The organism is Calothrix sp. CCY 0018 (assembly GCF_963920925.1).
GTDB lineage: Bacteria > Cyanobacteriota > Cyanobacteriia > Cyanobacteriales > Nostocaceae > Rivularia.
The window spans coordinates 25855-49006 of record NZ_CAWUDI010000012.1 but is presented as its reverse complement, the minus strand read 5'-3'; the positions used below and the strand labels follow the sequence as shown (position 1 = coordinate 49006).

At 36.8% G+C, this 23152-nt stretch carries 6 protein-coding genes; all 6 read right to left on the bottom strand.

The annotated features are described in order from the left end of the window. Positions 1-12: 12 nt before the first annotated feature. The 6 genes from ACM03V_RS10800 to ectB all read right to left on the bottom strand — a co-directional run bounded on the left by ACM03V_RS10800 (position 13) and on the right by ectB (position 23072). Entirely contained in the window at positions 13-4110 is a 4098-nt protein-coding gene (locus ACM03V_RS10800; RefSeq protein ID WP_414620780.1) for a non-ribosomal peptide synthetase, read from the bottom strand. A 23-nt stretch (positions 4111-4133) separates the two neighbouring features. Continuing rightward, positions 4134-8774, bottom strand: a complete 4641-nt coding sequence (locus ACM03V_RS10795) for a beta-ketoacyl synthase N-terminal-like domain-containing protein (RefSeq protein WP_414620779.1) — start codon at positions 8772-8774, stop codon at positions 4134-4136. Between the two features lie 305 nt (positions 8775-9079). Beyond that, entirely contained in the window at positions 9080-14227 is a 5148-nt protein-coding gene (locus ACM03V_RS10790) for an aminotransferase class V-fold PLP-dependent enzyme (RefSeq protein WP_414620778.1), read from the bottom strand. A gap of 90 nt (positions 14228-14317) precedes the next feature. After that, positions 14318-18955, bottom strand: coding sequence for an SDR family oxidoreductase (locus ACM03V_RS10785; RefSeq protein WP_414620777.1), 4638 nt, complete (start codon positions 18953-18955; stop codon positions 14318-14320). 42 nt (positions 18956-18997) lie between these two features. After that, positions 18998-21760 (bottom strand): non-ribosomal peptide synthetase, encoded by a 2763-nt coding sequence (locus ACM03V_RS10780; RefSeq protein WP_414620776.1) that lies wholly within the window; start codon positions 21758-21760, stop codon positions 18998-19000. Positions 21761-21815: 55 nt separating this feature from the next. Then, positions 21816-23072 carry a diaminobutyrate--2-oxoglutarate transaminase gene (gene ectB / locus ACM03V_RS10775; RefSeq protein WP_414620775.1) on the bottom strand — a complete coding sequence of 419 codons (1257 nt, stop codon included), beginning with the start codon at positions 23070-23072 and terminating at the stop codon, positions 21816-21818. Positions 23073-23152: the final 80 nt, after the last annotated feature.

Genomic DNA, 23152 nt, shown 5'->3' with positions numbered 1-23152 from the left:
CTATTATTCCTATTATTTATTTAAATTACACATAGCATTATCGATACAAATTCTCAGTTGTTTAGCTAATACTTGAATATGAGGTTCAACGAAAATTGAAAAATGGTCTCCAGGAACGTCAATGAATTGAATCGGTTGACTAGAATATTTACCCCAACCTAATAAGGGGTCGCTAGTATACCATTCTGGGTTATCAAAGTCATGAACTATTTCCTCCGATGCTCGAAATAGAGTTACGGGCTGAGGATAAAGCTGGGGAAGATAATTTCGCATCGCTTGAACATGAGCTTTAAAAAGTTTGTAATAACGGAGAAAGTCTTGAATTTCGGCATCGCTAAAGATAAAATTTGCCTTTTGATTAATTAAATTAAGTTGCTCAGTTAATGGCAAATCTCTAAGTTCTTCAAAAGGTACTGAAAAGTCTATATTATTATCGGTTTTTATTGATTCAGCTATGCGGAGCAAAAATTTTGTATCGTCATCATTTGTAGGTTCAATGTTTGTTTCTGGTAATATGGCATCAATGACAACTACTAAACCTACTGTTTGACCCTGCTTTTGTAGTTGCTGCGCCATTTCAAAGGCAAGTACACCACCGTAACAATGACCACCTAAAAGTAATGGACCATTTGGTTGTACTTTACGAATTTCTTGCAGGTAGCGAGTTGCTGTCTCTTCTACTGAAATAATTTCTGGTTTGTCTTGTTCTACATTATCTTCCAAAGCATAAAATGGATAATCTTCACCAAGTCTTCTGGATAAATTAAAGTAGTGACTAATACCTCCACCAGCACCATGTATACAGAAGAAAGGTATTTTGGAGCCAGAAGAGTTAATTGCTACTAGAGGAGAACCAGATTTTTGACGAGATGGCTGACTGACGATGGTTGCTAGTTTTTCAATTGTGGGATTTTCAAAAAGAGTCGATAGGGGAAGATTATGCCCAAATCTGTCTTGAATTTGAGCCATTAAGCGGACAGCTAAAAATGAGTGACCTCCTAATTCAAAAAAGTTATCTGTCACCCCTATAGGGCTAGTATTCAGAAGATTACCCCAAATTTTTACTAATGCTAATTCCGTAAAGTTTCGGGGAGGAACAAATGATTTATTCGTATTTTGTCGAACAATTTCATTATTAGGTAGCGCACGTTTGTCTACTTTGCCATTAGGTGTCAGTGGAAGTGCATCTAATACAACAAAAGCAGATGGTACCATATAACTAGGTAGTTTATGTTGCAAATAGGGCAAAAGTTGTGCAGCTATATCTTGCTTCTCTGTAACAATATAGGCAATCAAACTAGTGTTTAATTGAGCATCATCTCTGGCAATTACAACCGATTCTTGCACATCTTGATGTTGTGTAATTACTGTTGCTATCTCACCTAATTCTACTCGAAACCCTCTGATTTTTACTTGTTCGTCATGGCGACCTAAATACTCAATATTTCCATCTTTAAGATATCGGACTAAATCGCCTGTTTTGTAAATTTTATTTACTGGAATAAAGGGGTTATCAATAAATCTTTCTTGAGTTAATTCCTGACGATGTAAATAGCCTTTTGCTAAACCATCACCACCAACATAAAGTTCACCAACTACCCCTACAGGTGTTGGTTGTAAATCTTGATTTAACACATAAATTTGAGTATTATCAATCGGACAACCAATTGGAACACTGTGTGCTTGATTTTGTAATAAACTGGTGTCATAGTAAGTAGCGTTAGCGGAAACTTCCGATGAACCGTAAAGGTTAATAAGTTTTGCTTCTGGTATCAATTCTTGGAAAGTTTGAACTAATTTTACAGAAATTGCTTCTCCGCTAGTTATCCAAAGTTTTAGCTGCGACAATTTCTTAACTAGATGACTATAATTATCTAAAAGTAAACGCAGTAGTGAGGGTACAAGTACAATACGAGTAACTTTGTGATCCGCAAGAGTTTCTATAAATAATTGCGAGTCTAGTACAGTTGCATTGCTGATGATTACTGTAGGAATTCCTTGAAGTAAAGGAGCGAAAATTTCCCAAACCGAATCTACAAAGCTAATAGCTGTTTTCTGACAACAAACTTCTCCTGGAATAAAAGAATAGGTTTTCCATAACCAGTGTAAGCCGTTTACTGTACCGCAATGAGTCCCCTGAACTCCTTTAGGTGTTCCAGTTGAACCAGAAGTGTAGATAATATAGGCAAGATTATCAGCTTCTAAGCTATTAATGGGGTTTTCTAAACTTTCTTGAGCAATCTTCTCTTTATGAATATCTAAGCAAATGGTTTTAGCTGAAGATAAAGATAGTTTTTCTAATATCTCTTGCTTGGTAATTAACAGTGATGCTTGGGAATCAGCGAGCATGAAATTTAAACGCTCCACTGGATAACTTGGATCGAGGGGAATGTATGCACCACCAGCTTTGAGAATAGCTAAAATTCCCACTACCATATCTATAGAGCGTTCCAAACATAGAGCAACCAGCGTTTCTGTTGTTACTCCCTGTTTTTGTAAGTAATGTACAAGTTGATTAACTTTATGGTTAAGCTGACGATAAGTTAGTTGCTCAGATTCGTTAATTAATGCTAAAGAATCAGGAGTTTGCTCGACTTGTTGCTCGAATAATTGATGTAAAGTTGCATCTTGAGGATAATCTGCACTAGTTTGATTCAACTTAAATAATAGTTGTTCTTGCTCGGAAGCAGTTAATAATGATAATTCACTCAGACGCTGTTGTGGATTTACAACTATATTTTCTAATAAAGTTTGGAAATTATTGATAAATTGGGTAATTGTTGTTGAATCAAAAATATCCGTATTGTATTCTAAACACCCAGTTAATCCTGCTTCGGATTCAGACATTGATAGAAAAATATCTAATTGAGATGTACCGCTATCAAACTCCAAAGTACGCAAGGTTAATCCAGATACTTCATGGACAGAGTTTGGAGTATTTTGCAATACAAACATAACTTCATAAAGTGGATTTCGGCTTAAGTCCCGTTCGGGTTGCAATTCTTCTACAAGCATTTCAAAAGGCAAATCCTGATGTGCATAAGCATCGAGAGTCACTTCACGTACTCGATGTAAAAGTTCGCAAAAACTGGGATTTCCATTGAGGTTATTACGTAACACCAAAGTATTAACAAATAAACCCAACATTCCTTCTAATTCTGCACGGTTGCGGTTGGCAATTGGAGAACCAATCAAGATGTCTTCTTGGTTTGTGTAGCGGTATAGTAAGATGTTAAATGCTGCCAGCAAACTCATAAAAAGAGTGCTATCTCCTCGCTGGCTTAATTGTCTGAGTGCATTAGTCAGGGATACTGAGAATTTAAAGTATTGCTTGGCACCACTGAAAGTAGTAGAATTAGGTCGCGGACGGTCTGTAGGTAATTGGAGTACGGGTAACTCACCCTTGAGTTGTTGCTTCCAATAATTTAATTGGGTTGCGAGAAATTCATCTTGGATGCGATCGTGCTGCCAAATTGAAAAATCTGCATACTGAATTGGGAGTTCGGGTAAGGGGGAAGGTTGATTTGTCGAGAAAGCAGCATACAGCGTTGACAGTTCGCGTAGAAACACACCCCAAGACCACCCATCCGTGATAATGTGGTGCATGGTTACGAGCAAAACGTGTTCTTCTTGACTCAATCGTAGTAAAGTAGCTCTAATTAGCAGTCCTTTAGCTAAATTAAAGGGTTCTTTCGCTGAGGATGCTGCAAATTGTTTAACCTCCGATTCCCAATTTTCACCAGACAAATGTTCCTGGTTAATAATAGATAAATCCCAAATAAATTCGGGAGCAATTTCTTGTACTGGTTCTCCATTTACAAGTTTAAAATTTGTCCGTAAAACTTCATGACGCTTGATAATTTCATTCAAGCTTTGCTCTAGTGCTGCAATATTAAGATGTCCTTGTATATGAAAAGCGATAGGAATATTATAGAAAGAACTCCCGTGATAAAGCTGGTCAATAAACCACAATCTTTGTTGAGAAAAAGATAAGGGAATATTTTGAGTGTCTTGACGCTTGAGAATAAGATCGGATTGAAGCTTTCCTCCCTTCCATTTTTCTAAAAGGGCTTTTTTAGCTGGTGATAAATTAGAAGATTTTTTATTCATAGCAAATAATTATTTATGAATTATTAATTAGTTAATAGAACCGCTACTTCTTCTTCAGATAATTCCTCTATCTTTGATAACAGAATTTGCTCAAGCATTTCTGCTTGTTTGGCTGGTATCATTGCCTCGGATAAAAGTTCGCGCAGTGGTAAGTCCACAGGAAATTTTGTTCGCAATCGAGAAACTAATTGAGTTGCACTAAGGGAATCTCCTCCTAACTCATAGAAGTTGTCGTAAATACCAATTTCTGCAATTCCAAGTACTTCTTGCCATATTTCCGTAATTTGTTTTTCCAAATCATTTGTCGGAGCAACATAGGAATTACTAAGGTTAGGTCTAGAGTAACCTGAGAATGAATCTAATTGATTATTATTAGATTGTGAATTTTTATTGTTGTCTAGTTTAAATGTATGATTTTTCCTAGCATTTATATCTACTGTTGAAATAATAATCTGAGTACCTGACTTGAAAGAAAATACTCGTTTAAATACTTCTATAGTTTCTGTTGGGGTAATCGCTAATTCTGACCCAGTTACTTGGTTGAATATTGTTTGTTCCTGGTTCGCATTCAGTTGTAATTTATCCCAATTTATAATATACCACGGTAAACAATTATTCCGGTTATGTCGGTTAATAAAAGTATCTATAAATTGATTGCTTGCTGAATATAAACTTAATCCAAATCCTCCTAAAATAGAAGATAAAGAAGAAAAAACTATACAAAAGTCTAAATTTATATTCTGTAATACCTGTTCTAATACTGAAATTTTACGATGTTGTAATTTTAAGTTATTTTCTAATTCTATTTTTGTAATTTCTGGAATGGAAGCAAATGTATGTTCCCGTTTAATTCCAGTTGAACAAATTACCCCGTTAATTTGTCCGATATTTTCAGTTGCAAGGATTTGATATATTTGCTCATAATTAGTTGTATCTGCACGCAATACTAAAACTTCTGCACCATTATTCTCTAATGCTAGTAGTTGTTGGATTTTGCAACTCACTTCATCATCTTGAGTATGTGTTTCAAGCCATTCTGAGAAATCATCTTTTTCTGGAAATATAAAATCCTCAATAAATATGAGTTTTGCTCTTATAGTTTTTGCTAAATATTCTGCAAGCACAACTTCAATACTTTCTAACCCACCAGGAAACAGGTAAACACCTTGTTTTCTTAAAGGTATTTTGTCTTCAACGACTGATTTCAAACGAACTGGTTCAAATGTTTGTACCCAACGATGGCGATCGCGATAAGCAACTACATTATCTGAGGATACAGAAGTTAACTCATCTAAAAGTTTCTCAACAATATTACTTTCATCATCTTTTTGTGCTTTTTCTACTTCTCTATGGTTAGTTAAAGCGATATCAATACACCGACAATTAATATTGGGATACTCTTGCTCTATGACTTTACACAAGCCTAATATTGCTGCTTTTTCTGGGTCTAGTTTTTCATTACCATTAACCTCTTGGATGTTATTTGATATAACCCAAAGTTGTAAGCTATCGTTAATTTTTAGCTTACTAAGGCTTTGCGCTAAGAATAACAGACTATTAAATTCTAAATAATTTTCTAATTTATTTTGATCGTGATGACTTACGCTCCATAGATAAGCAATTTTTTGTGGTTTTTGACCTAACGATACTAATTCTTTAAGCAAGGTATCGTAGTCTTGACTGATAAATGGATTAATTGTATATGTACTCTCAGTTAATTTGCTAAACTGTTCTCCTTTTTTTACAGTAATGATATTTTGATATTGTTTTTTTAATACATCAATTAATTGCTCGCCGATTCCCAAATCATCAACAAAAAACAGCCAGTTTTCTTGTTTAGATTCTATTTGAGTAGAGGATGAATTAGGCAGTAAAGAACGTTTCCATGAAGGCACATAAAACCAGTCAGCAATATCTTGTTTATTATCTAAGGTGGTTAGTTTTTGATTTATATAATGGGAAGGAGATTTGGCATCAATCCAGTACCTTTGTCGTTCAAAGGGGTAAGTTGGTAAAGGCAAACGATGACGATGCTCTTGAGTATAAAACTCCGACCAATCTATTTCTACACCTCCAAGCCACAACCGACCTAATGTTTGTAATAAAAAGCTAACATCTGATTGTTGCTCTTTTACATGGCGTAATGAAGTTAATACCTGTTGCTTAGTATTTCTATCTAAATGCTGTGTCGTTAATGTGCTTAAAGTTCTTCCCGGTCCCACCTCTAGAAAAACACCTTCAAATTGCTGTATTAATTGCGATATCCCATCCGAGAATCTTACAGTTTTTCGTAAATGTTGGCACCAGTAATCTGGATTTGTGGCTTGTTGCTCGGTAATCCAGTCACCAGTTACATTGGAAATAAAGCGTATAGAAGGCGAATTCAGTTTGACTGTCTTGAAAACCTCACTAAATGCTTTTAAAATGGGTTCCATCATCTGGGAATGGAAAGCATGAGATGTATGTAACCGCCGACATTCAATTTCTTGAGAGGATAATTGCTTTTCTAAAGCTGCAACTGCTTCATTGGTTCCTGAAACTACACAAGAGGATGGGCTGTTAATTACTGCAATTTGTAAGGATTGTTGATGCAACTCATTTCCATCTAGCAGCAGTTGCACATCTTTTTCTGGAAGCTTAATTGCCAGCATACTTCCTGTGGGCACTTGTTGCATCAACTGTCCTCTTGTTGCCACAACTTTTAGAGCATCTTCTAAAGAAAATACACCTGCAATTGTTGCGGCAACATATTCCCCGATACTATGACCAATCATCGCTTCTGGACGGACTCCCCAAGATAAGAATAACTGAGCCAGGGCGTACTCTGTAACAAATAACGCAGGTTGCGTAAGAGATGTTTGTTGTAATTGCTTTGAAGCAGTTTCTATCTCTTCTTGCTTGGGGTAAAGTAGGGAACGAATATCAAGACCGAGGTGAGGTTGCAAAATCTTAGCGCAAGTATCTACGTGTTCTTTAAACGTCGGTTCTACTTCATACAGTTCCCGACCCATGTTTGCATATTGCGAACCTTGTCCCGAAAACATGAAAATAATTTGAGTGTGACCTGGCTTGCGGTGGTGACTCAAAATATGTTGTGGGTCTTGGCTGTGTAGTGATTTAACCGCATCATCTAGGTCTTGGCAAATTACTACGCGGCGATAGTCAAAATCTCGGCGACCAACTTGTAAGGTATAAGCTACATCAGGTAGGGTAATATCAGGGTTTTGCTCTAAATAATTGCGTAGTTGTACTGTTGTAGTGTCTAAAGCTGTGCTGGTTTTGGCTGATAAAAGTAATAATTGGTAAGGACGAGAAGGACTCGAAGCTTCAATTATTGGAGCTTCTTCTAAGATTACATGGGCATTAGTCCCACCAATGCCAAAAGAACTTACACCTGCTCTGCGCGTTGTACCGTTAGTTTTCCACTCTGATAACTGATTATTAACGTAGAAGGGACTATTGGCGAAATCTATCTGGGGATTTGGTTCTTGAAAGTGCAAACTCGGAGGTATTTGTTTATGTTTGAGTGCAAGGACTGTTTTTATCAATCCTGTTACACCCGCTGCTGTATTCAGATGTCCGATATTGGTTTTGACTGATGCGATCGCGCAAAATTCTTTTTTATCTGTACTGGTACGGAACGCTTGTGTAAGAGCTGTGATTTCAATCGGGTCTCCTAAAGGGGTTGCTGTTCCATGTGCTTCAATATAATTGATGGTTTCTGGTTCAACTCCAGCTAAAGCCAGCGCTTCTAAAATCACCTCTCTTTGACCATCAACACTGGGAGCCGTATATCCAACCTTCAAAGAACCATCATTATTGATAGCTGAAGCTTTGATTACCGCATGAATACAGTCACCATCAGCAACAGCGTCCTCTAATCGCTTCAAGACTACAACACCCAAACCGCTACCAAAAATAGTTCCTTGAGCTTGAGCATCAAAGGCTCGGCAGTGTCCGTCAGGAGAATTAATTCCTCCTTCAGTATACAAATAACCAGTTTTTTGGGGAACTTGTATCGAAACACCACCTGCAAGTGTAATATCGCTTTCGCCATTTAACAAACTTTGGCAGGCTAAGTGAACTGCAACTAATGATGTAGAACAGGTGGTCTGAACATTTATACTTGGTCCTTTAAGATTTAATTTATAAGAAATTTGTGTAGGTAAGTGGTCTTTATCATTGCCAATAAAAATTTGGAATGTATCGGCTGATTTTATAAAATCATGATTGGGATATAAATTTGACAATAAGTAACTACTAACAGATGTTCCAGCAAAAAGACCTATTTGACCAGTGTAAGTTTGCGAATCATAACCAGCATTTTCTAAAGCTTCCCAAACACATTCCATGAAAAAACGGTGTTGTGGATCTGTAATTTCTGCCTCTCTGGGGGTAAAGCCAAAAAATGAAGCATCAAATAGTTCTGTATCTGCTAATATAGTACCTGCTTTTACATATTTAGGGTCATTCAGTAGTGCTGGGTCTACTGCCGTAGATGCTAATTCTTCATCAGTAAAAAAATAAATTGATTCTTTGCCATTTTGTAGGTTTTTCCAAAAAATATCGACGTTATTGGCATCAGGAAAACGACCAGACATACCGATGATAGCAATTTCATCTTTATCATTAAAGTTATTAATTAAATTGTTTTCCGTATCCATAATTTTAAACCTTTTGTTTTCGCTAAATTATTTATTAATATTAATAAATTGAGAGTGAATCTCTTACGTATTTTTTTTAATTAGAGAGTGCTTTCTTGTAAACTTTACTTCAGATTTTATTAACCAGGTTCAGTGTGTTTCATTAAATGACCGAATAGCGTTGTCATCTAAAGTTAAGTGGCGGTTTCCGAAAAAAAAGGATACAATCTTCCGAATTTATTTGTATATAAAAGCTTTAGTTAATTGCCTAAATAATTTAGGTATTTTTCTCTGCCTCCTGCCTTTATTCGATAAGATTTACTCTATTATTGTTTTGAATCTCGATAATTCTGTAGAGCTTGTTTCCGACGATTTATTGAAGCTGTGCGACTTTTATTTTGACCAGAATTTTCTCGAACAAATTGTTGCTTATCTTGTAATTTAGTTAGATATTTGGCTAAATAGTTGATGGTTGGATATTGAAAAATATCAACTAATGAAAGTTGCTGAAATATTTTTTGCAACTTGCTATGAACTTGAACTAAAAGCAATGAATGACCGCCTAATTCAAAGAAATTATCATAAATACCAACTTCTTCAATACGAAGAACTTCTTGCCAAATATCAGCAATAGTTTTTTCTACCTCAGTTTGAGGTGGTAGATAAACCGCTTCCAGTTCTGGGCGTACTTGGTCGGGTACAGGTAATGCTTTACGGTCAACTTTGCCATTAGGTGTTAATGGTAGTGCCTCTAAGGTCAGCAAAGCATTTGGAATCATGTAGTTTGGTAACTTTGATTCTAAAAATTCCCGTAGTTCGGTAATTGTCAGTGTTTGCTCTTTTTGAGCAACTATATAAGCTACTATTTGTTGAAAATCTACCTTATCTTCCCTGACTAGTACTACAGCTTCTTGCACTGTTGGGTGTTGGCTAACAACTGCTTCAATTTCTCCCAGTTCGATGCGAAAACCGCGAATTTTAACTTGGCGATCAATACGCCCTACAAATTCGATATTGCCATCTGGCAGCCAGCGGGCTAGGTCGCCAGTCCGATATAATCTTGCTTCTGCTGCCGTTTTAGTTTTATCATTGTGCTTTATAAATGGGTTAGGGATAAATTTTTCCTGGGTTAACTCGGGCATATTCAAATACCCTTGTGCCAGTCCATCTCCTCCTACATATAGCTCACCCGTAACACCTTGTGGGAGAAGACTGCCATATTTGTCCAGGATGTAAATTTGCGTGTTTGAAATCGGTTTTCCAATCGGAATCGTATTTTTTTGCAAATATTCTTCTAGGGCTTCTCCCATATCTGTTTTTAAATCGTCTGTTAACTGCAAAGGTATCGCTTCAAAATACTCTACAGCAGCATAATTATCACCTTTTTCTTTACTTCTTGCTTCAATTTGATTTGCAATTCTTAGTTGATCCTCAAGAACACTCTGTAAATCACGAGCAGTCGTATTAGGATTGGATAAAACAGCCCGAAATACAATGATTTCTTTATCATAAGAACTGTCCACCAGAGTGGTCTTGGATGCAAAAGTCAGTCCTTGTTCAAACTGTTCTAATTGTATCTGTGTATTAAGTTGATTAATTCTTTGAATGTCATATTCACTCAAAGATTTTTGTATTGCTTTTGCTCTTAAATCTTCAGGAACATATCGGTAATTAACGATATTCAAAGCTGGTTCCATTATCAGTTCAAATGGTTCCAATTGCTTAATAATTTTGGAAAAATATTGGGCTTTCTCTATGCCATTGTTAATCAGAATCTCGTATCCCTTTTTACCGATAATATGAAGTGCCCCATGTAAGCATAGGGAAATTGCCGAACGTGAACCCTCAATGGTGAATCTTCCCACATCGAATGTATCTCTCTGAGCCTGGTAACGCGCTGTGGTTTGAGCAAAGTTTAACATCTGCGGATCTTTAAACAAACAAACACTAATACCCTGGGGTAGGTATAACTGTTTATGCCCACAAATAGTTATAGAATCAGCTTTGTTGATTCCCTTCAATTTTCCTTTGTGCTTGTCGGAAAATATCGTCGCACCACCCCAAGCTGCATCTACATGAAAATGAATGCCGAATTCCTGCGCGATATCGCCCATTTCAAATAAAGGATCGATTTCACCAGTTTCTGTTGTTCCAGCGATACCCACAAGTGCCAGGATGTATAACTTATTTCTCCTGCATTCGCGGATTTTTTCTTTGAGCAGATTGATATCTAACTTCCCGTCATTATTACTGTCAATAAAAATAATGTTGTCTGTCCCCAAACCTAACATCGAAGCTGCTTTATTGAGAGAGTAATGCATTAGCCGAGAGCCAATGATAACAATATCGTCATATCCCTTCTTACTTAGAACCTTGTAAAGGCTTTCTTTTGATAACTCTCCAGAATTTTCTTTACTTAACAATCCCGAATTTCGCGCACACAACAAGGCACTGATGTTTGCCGTTGTACCGCCAGTTGTTATAATACCTAGATTTCGATTTTTCTGCTGAATATTTTCTTCGTAAAATTCACCATTAAATCCATAAACAAGACGATGCAACATGGCGATCGCCTCTCTTTCCAAAAATATCAAAGACTTTGATGTCTCGATTTTAACCAGATTTTGGTTCAATCGCGAGATCATCTTGCTCATATCGTGCATAAAATCAGGCAAAGCGGATGTCATATGCCCAATGTATGTAGGAGACCCCGTATCGATTGTATATGGAAGCACTTCCTGGGAAAATTGATCGTAATAATTATCAACTGTTATAGGATATAAGGGCAACTCGCTCCGTTGAAATTTTGTAGCTAGCATTTCTGGACTAACCCCAGGTTTCGTAAAAGATTTCTGGTGAACCTTAAGAACCTGGTTTTTAGTTTGTTCGCGAACAACTTCCGGCTTGAAATATTGCAGTATTCTTTGACGTGTTTCCCAAAAATTAACTTCAAAGTATGTAACATCAGCGGCTACTTCTGAAGAGCCGTAGAGATTGAACAATCTGGCAGAACTGAGTTTCTGATGAAATGAGTCAGCTAACGCTAGTGGCAGGGCTTCACCGCTGCAAAAGACATATTTGAGATATTGAAGTTTTGTCAGTTGTTCGGGCGCATTGTCCAGCATCGCTTTGAGCAGGGATGGAACAACAACAATTCTAGTTATCTTTTTGTCGCTCAATAGGCTCATTAACCTGGGAATATCGCCCCGTATATTCTCTGGAACCACTACCAGCGGAATTCCTTTGAGAAGAGCAGAAAATATTTCCGCAACATGATCGACAAAATTGATGGAAGTTTTCTGAATACAAACTTCCGAAGCTGCAAATGGTATGGTTTCCCACATCCAATGCAAGCGATTGACAATGCCACGAACCTTACCGAGAACTGCTTTGGGTTTTCCGGTGGAACCGGACGTATAGATTGCGTATGCCAGCGAGTCGAGTGTTGTTTGACAATTTAAATTTTCAACGCTTTCCCTACCAATGGCATCCCTATCCCTATCTAGACAAACGATATGGGCGTTTTGAGAAGAAATCTTTTCGGTCAGAGACTCTTTGGTTAATAGGATATGCACATTAGAATTTTCTAGCATGAACGACAATCGTTCTTGCGGATAGTTCGGATCTAACGGTACATATACGCCATTGGCTTTGAGAACAGCCAGCAAGCTAACTACCTGCTCCAAAGATGGCTCAAAACAGATTCCCACCAGCACTCCCGAACCAACTTCGAGGGACTGTAAATAGTGCGCTAGTTGATTTGCCCATTGGTTTAACTGCTGGTAGGTCAGTTCCTGATTTTCAAATACCACTGCCACTGCATTTGGCGTTTTCTCTACCTGGGCTTCAAATGATTCATGGATACATTGCTGTTGGGGATATTCAGCTTTTGTATTATTCCACTCCCGCAGCAATTGATGCTGCTCAGATTCTGTTAGTAATGATAATTCTGAAAGTCTTCGCTTCGGATTTGCAGTAATCTCTTTAAGCAAGTTCTGGAAGTGTCCAGCCATTCGCTTGATAGTAGCTGCCTCGAATAAATTAGCATTGTAATGTAAGTTACAACATATATTATTTTTTCTTTCTGTAACGTCTAAGTTTAAGTCAAAATCAGCATTAACATTTGGAATTGATAAGGAATTTAAAGTTAAATTAGGTAATTCAAAAGCCGAAATAGGTGCATTTTGAAGTACAAAGCCTACTTGAAATAGTACTGTATGACTTAAACTTCGTTGAGGTTGTAGTTCATCTAACAAGAATTCAAAGGGCAAATCCTCATGTGCGTATGCTCCTAATGTCATTTCTCGCACACGATTTAGTAATTCTTCAAAGCTAGGATTTTCTGCTAAATTAGTTCGCAGCACCAAAGTATTCAGAAAAAAACCAATTAGCTCTTTTATCTGATCCCGGTTACGGTTAGCAATGGGCGAACCAACCACGATATCTTCGCTACCCGTATAACGCCATAGCAAGACTTGGAAAGATGCCAGCAAAGTCATGAATAAAGTACTTTTTTGCTGCTGGCTTAATGTATTTAGCGTTACAGATAATTTTTGAGATAGCTCAAATGAATAGGTTGCACCTTGGAATGTCCGAATCGCTGGTCTTGGGAAGTCTGTAGGTAAATCTAGTACTCTGGGTGCGTCCTCTAACTGTTTTCGCCAATAAGAAATTTGAGATTCTAGTACCTCGCCTTGCAGCCACTGCCGTTGCCAAACAGCGAAGTCCGCACACTGTATTGGCAACTCCGAAAGTGGAGAAGGCTTTCCTTTACAAAAAGCTTTGTAATGTGCTGTTACCTCTTTAATAAGTAACCCTATTGACCAGCCATCAGAAACAATATGATGCATGGTAAATAACAACACGTATTGTTGTTCGGATAAATGCAATAGAGTTGCTCTGAGTAAGGGTCCCTGCGCTAAATTAAAAAGCAATTGGGTTTCTTGAATAGCTAACCGCAAAACTTCTGCTTCTTGCTGTTGTGTGGGGTACTCTTGCAAGTCCACAATAGATAACTTTAAAGTAAAGGTTGGATTAATAACCTGAGTAGGTTGTCCATTTACACTTTTAAAAGTGGTTCGCAAGGTTTCGTGACGCTGCACAATTTTGTTAAGACTTTGCTCCAATGCAGCCACATTTAAAGCACCAGTAAGACCCAGGGAAATAGGAAAGTTGTAAGCGGTACTATTTGGCTCTAATTGATTTATAAACCACAGTCTCTGTTGGGCGAAGGAGAGGGGTAAGTTGGTATCTCTGGGAACAAAAACTATAGGGCTGTGAGTCGAACTAGAAACAAAACTAGTATTATTACGTAAAAACTCAAGTATTTCTGTTTTACGTTCTCGTAATTGAACGCTCAACTCAGGTGTAAGTTGTCCTTCAGGAGCGTTACAGTATAAGCGATTGCCATCAATTTTAAGCTTTATATCTAAACTTGAGATGTCTAATAAAAATTCTTCAATACTTTTCATCATTATTATTTTCTCCTTTAAACCATCAGCAAAGGAAGACCTTGTCAATAGCTTTTTAAATATAAAGTCCAAAAATTATATAGATAAATTTCTTCATAATTCAATCTCTTCTCTTTTAGAGGAACTAAGGCTGGAAAAATCTAGCAGCTTTTTGGTTGTATCACGAATATTTTCAATATAATTCGACATACCGGCTATAGTAGGTTTATCAAATAGGTTACGCATAGACAAATTAATTTGGAAAGTTTCGCGCAATTGGGAAATTATCTGAATTCCTAACAATGAATTTCCTCCCAATTCAAAAAAGTTATCATTAATTCCTACCTCTCCTACACCAAGATTCTTTTGCCATATTCTTGCAATTTTTTGTTCAATTTCATTTCTGGGAGGAGCGTATGCTGTTTGTAAATTTGGTCTGTGATAATTCGAGAATAAATTTTCTTCGTTGGTTGCTTTTTTATTTCTTAAAAATTCTCGTTTAATCCATTTGTCAATCCTTGGTTGTAACTCTCCCGCAGAAATAATCATTTGAACAGTTGTATTTATAGATAATAAACGCCTCAAGACTTCTATTCCTTCCTGCGGTGTCATACGTATTTTTTCTAACGCTAATCCAAAAGTAATATCTTGCTTTTCGCTGTCTTGAGACTGCCAGGTATCCCAGTTAGTACAAATATAAGGAAATGAGTTCATCTGGTTATGTTTGTGGGCATAGGCATCCATAAAAATGTTTGCCGCCGAATAGGAAATTAACCCCATGCCTCCCAAAACAGATGATGAGGAAGAGGTTAACAAGCAAAAATCTAACTTTTGACCTCGCAAAACTTTTTCTAGAACAAATAGTCCATATACTTTGGGATGAAATTGTGATTTACTTTGAGTTATAGAAGTTTCTGAGATAATGTAATACGCATCATCATTAATTCCTGCTGCGTGGATTACACCATTAATTTCACCAAAGCGCTCCTTAGATAAGGCTATAGCTTTTTGCATTTGTTGTTCATTGGCAACATCAGCACTGATAACCTGAACTTCTGCACCTAATTCCTCAAGCATGATTATTTTCCGAAGTTTTTGACTAACTTCATTTGATTCATCGTGAGTTAGCAAGTATTCAGACCATTGATGTCTTTGAGGGATATCCTTTCGCCCGATCAAAATTAACTTAGCCTGCATTGTCTTTGCAAGATATTCTGACATTGCGAAACCAATGTTACCAAGCCCACCAGTGATTAAATAAACGCCGCCTTTCCTTAATTTAGTTTTACTGGTAATATTTTCATCTATATGTAAAGCTTCGTAAGTTTTTATCCAGCGATGATTTCCACGATAAGCAACTAATCTGTAGGTGACTGGTGCTGCTAATTCTGTCAGCAAATACTCCACCAATCTTTGCGATTGCTTATTTCCGGATTCAGTAAAAACAATGTCGATACAACTACAAGTTATGTTGAGATACTCTTGTGGAATTACATTGCATGGTGCTAATATTGTCGCTTTCTCAGGACATAAATTCTCAGAGCCAGTTACATCATGTAAATTGTTGGTAATAACCACCAACTTCATTGGCTCAATAATATTTTGGTGTTCCAAAGCCTGTGCCAAAAATAGCAAACTATAAAAACCGAGATTTTGACAATTTTCAAAAAACTGATGCTTTAACTGTATATGACCATCTAGCTCCTGGTGAGTTAAAATACCGTCAGGTATGATGCTCCAAAAGTGAACTATCTCTTGTGGCTTACAACCCTGCTCTCGTAATGCTTGAATTAAGGCATCATAGTCATCCCTTTGTTGAGGATTAATTGTATACTGAGTGTCACTAAGTTTTGTAAATTTATCTGCAACTTTAACCGTAATCACATCTTGACCCTGTTGTTCGAGTCGCTCGGCAATTTCTATTCCAACTCCGTAGGTATCGACAAACACTAACCAACATGACTTTTGTTCTAACAGTTTTTCCTTTTGGAAAAGCTCAGGGGGTGTAGATTCTTTCCAGCGAGGAATGTAAAACCAATCAGCTATATCTGGCTTTTTACTTTTCGATTGCTGTCCTAACATAGCCAGATTAGCATTTTTGTTAACCTTAATCCAGTAAGGTTGTTGTTCAAAAGGATAAGTCGGTAAAGGAATGCGATGACGATGCTCCGATGCGTAAAAACCAGACCATTTTACATCTACCCCAACTAGCCACAGCTTACCTAAATTACTAAGTAAAAATGCGACATCAGACTGTTGTTCCCGAGGATGGCGTATCGAGGTCAGCACTAAAGATTCTTCTTTTTGATGCTGTTTAACAAAAGTGCTTAATGTCCGTCCAGGACCAACTTCTAAAAATAATGTTTCGGGTGTTTTAGCTAACTCAGAAATTCCTTTGCAAAAACGTATAGGCTGTCTCAGATGCTTTGCCCAATAATTAGGGTCTGTTGCTTGGGCTGCTGTAATCCAAGTACCCATGACATTTGATACGAAAGGAATTTTTGGTGGATTTAGTTTGACCTTTTGTAAAAATTGGACAAAGGTATCAATGATGGGTTCCATCATTTGAGAATGAAAGGCATGAGAAGTATGTAAACGCCTACAACTTACACCTATTTGTTGCAGTTCCTGTTGCAAATTATCTATTGCTTCTGAGGAACCGGAGACTACGCAGTTGGTCGGAGCATTAGAAGCAGCTAGAGAGATGTCTTTTTCTAGTAGTTGCTCTACCTCCTTTTCTGGAAGCTGAATTGATAGCATAGCACCACTAGGCAACTGCTGCATGAGTTTTCCTCGCATTGCCACTATCATTAAAGCATCTTCCAAAGAAAAAACTCCAGCCAAAGTCGCAGCTACATATTCTCCTATACTATGACCAATCATCATCTGTGGGCACACACCCCATGCCATCCACAACTTTGCTAAAGCATACTCGATCGCAAACAGCGCTGGTTGAGTAATTGCTGTCTGCTGTAACTTTTGTGTTGCTTCTTGAGCTTTTTCTTCACTGGGATAGAGAATTGTACGTAGGTCTACTTCCAATTGAGGTTTGAGCAATTCGCAGCAGTAATCAATCTGCTCTCTAAATACGGTTTCGTTCTGGTATAATTCCCGACCCATATTTACATACTGCGAACCTTGTCCGGAAAACATAAATACAATCGAGCGATTACAAGGTTCTTGGTAATGAGTAAAAGTTCTTTGAGGGTCTTGCAATGCCTTTATTGCATCTTCTTGGTCTTGGCAAACTACCATTCGCCGATGGTTTAAATTCCAGCGACCTACTTGTAAAGTATGAGCAACATCAGCAAGATTTAAATCTGAATGTTCCTGGAGGTAATTAGCCAGATTTTCTGTCTTCATTTCCAGTGCTGTACTGGTTTTAGCAGAAAGTAATAACAATTGCCAAGGTCGAGAAGAACTAGAAGGTTTAACTAACGGAGCCTCTTCCAAAATCACATGAGCATTTGTCCCGCCAAAGCCAAAGGAACTAATACCCGCACGACGAGGAGTACCATTAGTTTTCCACTCAGACAATTTATTATTGACGTAAAAGGGACTATTGGCAAAATCTATCTGGGGCGATGGTTCTTCAAAGTTCAAACTAGGGGGAATTTGTTCGTGTTTTAGGGCTAATACTGTTTTAATCAAACTTGCTACTCCAGCAGCGCCATCTAAATGCCCAATATTGGTTTTCACAGAACCAATCCGACAAAATCCCTTTTCCTTAGTTTTGGTGCCGAACGCTTGCGTTAATGCAGAGATTTCAATTGGGTCGCCCAGGGTAGTGCCAGTTCCATGGGCTTCAATGTAGCTAATGGTATCGGGCTCTACCTCAGCCATAACCTGAGCTGCTCTAATAACCTTAGCTTGACCATTTACGCTTGGTGCGGTGTAGCTAACTTTATCCGATCCATCGTTATTGATGGCAGAACCTTTGATAACAGCGTGGATACAATCCCCATCTGCTATGGCTTCTTCTAAGCGTTTGAGAACTACAAGACCCAAACCCCTTCCTCTTACAGTTCCCCCAGCTTTAGCATCAAAAGCACGGCAATGTCCATCGGCAGATTCAATTCCTCCTTCTTGATATAAATAACCATCTGCTGTTGAAATTGAGACTCCTCCTGCTATAGCAACACTACACTCACCACTGAGCAAACTTTGGCAAGCTAAATGTACGGCAACCAATGAGCTAGAGCAGGTGGTTTGAACTGCATAACTCGGTCCTTGTAAGTTTAATTTATAAGAAGCAAGTGTAGCTACATAACTTGGAGAAGTTCCTTTTTCTATTTGCTTATCACCGACAGACGCTATAAGCTCATAATTTGAATAAATGTTAAGTAAATATTTACCGAAACTTGTACCAGCGTATACTCCAATCGGTTTTTTGTAGACTTCCGAGCTATAACCTGCATCCTCAAGCGCTTTCCAGGAATGTTCTAAGAAAAAACGCATTGAAGGGTCCATGACTTCAGCTTCTCTGGGACTAATATCAAAGAATGAAGCATCAAACAGATCTATATCTTTGACTGCACCCTGTGCTTTAACATAATTTGGGTCGTTAAATAAAGCAGCATCTACACCTAAATCTTTTAATTCTTGATCGGTAAATCTATGTATTGATTCTATGCCGTCTCTAAGATTATGCCAAAATTCCTCAATATTTTTAGCTCCCGGAAAACAGCCACTCATGCCAATAATAGCTATTTCTAATCCAGTTTTGTTACTTAAATATGGCGAATTTTTCATCGGTTATATTAATTATTGATTGTTAACTATTTGTTAAACTTGTTAAACATTCTGTTGCTGATTTCGTAAAAACCGTTGTTTTAATCTGGCTTTACCAACTTCTAATTCTTGATTTAATTCATCGCTTTGATTGGCAAAACTATCTTCTTCTTGATTTAAATACCGGGATATAGAACTGATTGTAGGATATTTAAACAGGTCAGTCATTGCTAAGTTATTTGGGAAAAGTTCCCGCAATTTACTGTAAACCTGAAGCACATTTAAGGAATGACCACCAAGGTCAAAAAAGTTATCTTGAATGCCTACTTTTTCAACATTAAGTATTTTCTGCCAAATATCGGCAACTTTGCGCTCTATCTCATTTCGCGGTGACACGTAAGCAGCATCAAGTTCCGGACGAAGATTATCTGGTTTGGGTAAAGCTTTACGGTCTACTTTACCGCTAGGTGCTAGCGGTAGATTTTCCAGCATTACAAAAAAAGAAGGAATCATGTGGTCAGGTAATTTTTCCTTCAAGAAGCTACGCAGTTCGCTAATACTTGAAACTGCTTCGGTAGACGGAACTATATAGGCAACTAATTGCGGATTATCCGCTTCCTCCCGATCAACTACAACTACAGCTTCACGTACATTTGGGTGTTGACCTAAAAATACTTCAATCTCTCCAAGCTCAACCCGGAAACCTCGAATCTTCACCTGATTGTCAATACGTCCGAGAAATTCTATATTTCCATCACTCAGCCACCTTCCTAAATCTCCAGTTTTATAAATTAAATCTTGGCGATTTTCTGGTAAATTCTTCCTAGCATCTGTAAACGGATTCGGAACAAAGCTATTTCTAGTTTTTTGTTCATTTTTCCAGTAACCAGCACCTACACCAATTCCCGATACATAAATTTCTCCAGGAGCGCCAATTGGCAATAATTTCATCTTCTCATCGAGTATGTAAAGATTTAAGTTTGCTAATGGTTTACCAATTGGAACTGTTCGTTGCTTTTCATTAAAAGGCTTGTCAACGATAAATTGAGTGATATCATCAGCAGCCTCGCTAGGACCATAAGCATTAGCAATTCTGATGTGGGGATATATCTCAAGCCACTTATTTATCAATTTAGGCGATACAGACTCACCCGATAACATCATCCATTTTAAATTTGGTAATGACCTTTCATTGTTGGGTAAGTGGGAAGTATATTCAAGTAAACTTGTGAATAATGCTGGTACTAATTCAACAACTGTTATTTTTTCTGTTTTTATTGCTTCAAATAATTGTTCGGGGATAGCAACAGTTTCTATATCTACTATTACTGACTTTCCGCCAATTAAAAGTGGTGCTAAAAATTGCCATACAGAAATATCTGTTGAGGAAGGAGCGCTTTGTAGAAAACAAAAATCTTCTGTTAACTCCAAGCAATCAAATTGGGCATAAATATGATTGATTGCGCCATCATGCCTAACAATTGTCCCCTTCGGTAATCCTGTAGACCCCGAAGTATAAATCATATAAGCTGGGTCAACAGCTTTATTAATTTGTTCTAAATTGCTCGTGTTAAGATTATAAAAATCAGGCCTACTATATATATTTATCCCTGCATTATTATTAAGCAGTGGATCTTCGGGGATTACATTATCTAAAGAAATAATAGATAATAATTGCGAACCATTCTCCAGTAGTTCTGGTACGCCGCTTAATAGCGAAAAATCTGTTAATAAATATTTAATTTCGCTATTAGATAGCATATATTTAACTCTATTCTTCGGATAAGTACTGTCAATAGGTACATACGCTCCACCAGCCTTGTATATGGCAAGGATAGCAATAAGAAAATATATATCGCGGTCTTTAAAAATGCCTACAAACTCTCCTTTACAGACTCCTAATTTCTGCAATAATCTAGCTAATTGATTAGCTTTTTCATTAATTTCTTTATAGCTTAACTGAGTTCCTTCATGAATAACAGCTATATTATTTGGAGTCTTAGATACTTGCTGTTCAAATAATTGATTGATTGTCTGCTCAATTGGATACTCTTTAACATTGTAATTAAATCTTTGTAACAACTGGTGTTTATCAGTATCTTTCAATAAAATAAGATCAGATATTTTGGTACTAACATTGTTAATAATGCTTTCTATAGCGTTAGTATAATATCTACTCATCAGTTTGATATTTTCGTCTTGAAAAAGCTGTTCGCTATACTTTATATTACCGCTAATAACTTCACCGTCAATTAAAAAAGAAAATGTAATGTCATTATTAAGAAGATTAAAATTTTTGTGGTTATGAATGTTTTCTAATAAAACTACTACATCAAAAAATGGGCAACGATTTGGACTAGTTGGTATTCCTAGTAACTGAATTAATTCATCTACATTATAATTTTGATTGTTGAAAGCACCCATGATTTCATCTTTGACTTGAAAAATAAAATCTTTGAATGTAAGTTGAGGAATTACCTCAGTACGCAGCGGAATAATTTTACTATTTAAATCATCTGTATTAATTTTATAATATACAGGTATTCCAACAATAACATCATTATTTCTAGTGTATTTTTGCAGTAATATATTCAACGTAGACAATAGTATCCAGTAGCTTGAAAAATAAGAACCTTTAGCTAGTTTAAGGATTGCTTGAGATAAATCATATGATAGTTCAAAGTTAAGAGACTTATTTTTAGTAATACCAACTGAAGGTCTTATATAGTCGAGCATCAAATTGGTTTCTGGCAATTCTCCTGATAACTTATTTATCCAATAAATTTTTCGTGATAATAAGTTATTAGAGTCTAATTTTTTACTCATGTTATTCTCCTGATTCCAAAAATCTTTACAGAGCTATGTATATTAATTATTCAATTTAATTGAAGATACATTCATTAAAAGCTTCTTTAATAATTGAACAACCTTTTTGTAGCGTAGGCATATCAATTACCAAAGGAGGCAAAATTTTAATTACTGTGCTATTTCTGCCTGCTACTTCGACTATTAAACCTTTTTCAAAACAACATGAAGTGATGGTTTTGGCAAAACTTTTACCACCAACATTTTTAACATCAATACCCCAAATCATGCCAATCCCACGTATTTCTATCTTATCACTAATAGGTGCGATTTGTTGAGCGAGATAACTTTTCAATAAAAGCTCTTTTTCTTTAACATCTTGTTCAAGATTAATATTTCCTTTATACTCTAAAGCTGCTGTTGCTCCTATAAAGGCTAATTGATTACCCCGGAAAGTACCGTTATGCTCGCCAGGTTCCCATATATCCAATTCTGGCTTAATCAATAATAACGACATTGGAAACCCGTAGCCACTAATAGATTTAGAAAGTGTTACCATATCAGGAACAATGTTAGCTCTTTCAAAAGAAAAGAAAGACCCCGTTCTATTACAACCGACCTGAATATCGTCGCAAATTAATAAAATCTCATTGTCGTCACACAATTTTCTTAGTCTTTGCATCCATTCAATAGGAGCAACAATAACTCCACCTTCAGCTTGCACTGTTTCAAAGATTATTGCTGCTGGTTTTTCAATTCCAGAGTTAACATCATTTAAGACAGACTCTATATATTCTATAGTGTCAAAACTTTCCATGAATCCATAGGGATAAGGCATAAATGTGACATTATTTAATGTTCCAATTGTTCCTGCTCGGACTCCGGTATTACCAGTGATTGACAAGCTTCCTAAAGTCATTCCATGATATGCTCCCATAAAGGAGAATATGCCTGTTCTTTGTTTTACTTTCCTCGCTAACTTTAAAGCAGCTTCAACGGCATTTGTTCCTGTCGGTCCACAGAACTGGATGCGATAATCTAACTGTTTTGGATTGAGTACTACTTGATTAAACTGAGCTAAAAACTTCTCCTTAGCTGAGGTATACATATCTAAACCGTGGGCTATTCCATCAGCATTTAAATAGGACATAATCTTTTGCTTTATATAGTCATGATTATGTCCGTAATTTAAAGCACCTGCTCCAGCAAAAAAATCTATGTATTCTTTACCTGATTCATCATAAACAATAGAACCTTTTGCGCGATGGAATATAGCAGGGAAACTACGACAATAACTTCTAACATTTGATTCACACTTTTCAAATATATTCATGATATTTTTGTGATTTAATTACAAAATATTTTAATTAATCTACTAACTATTTATATTGGATATATTCCTAATCATTACAA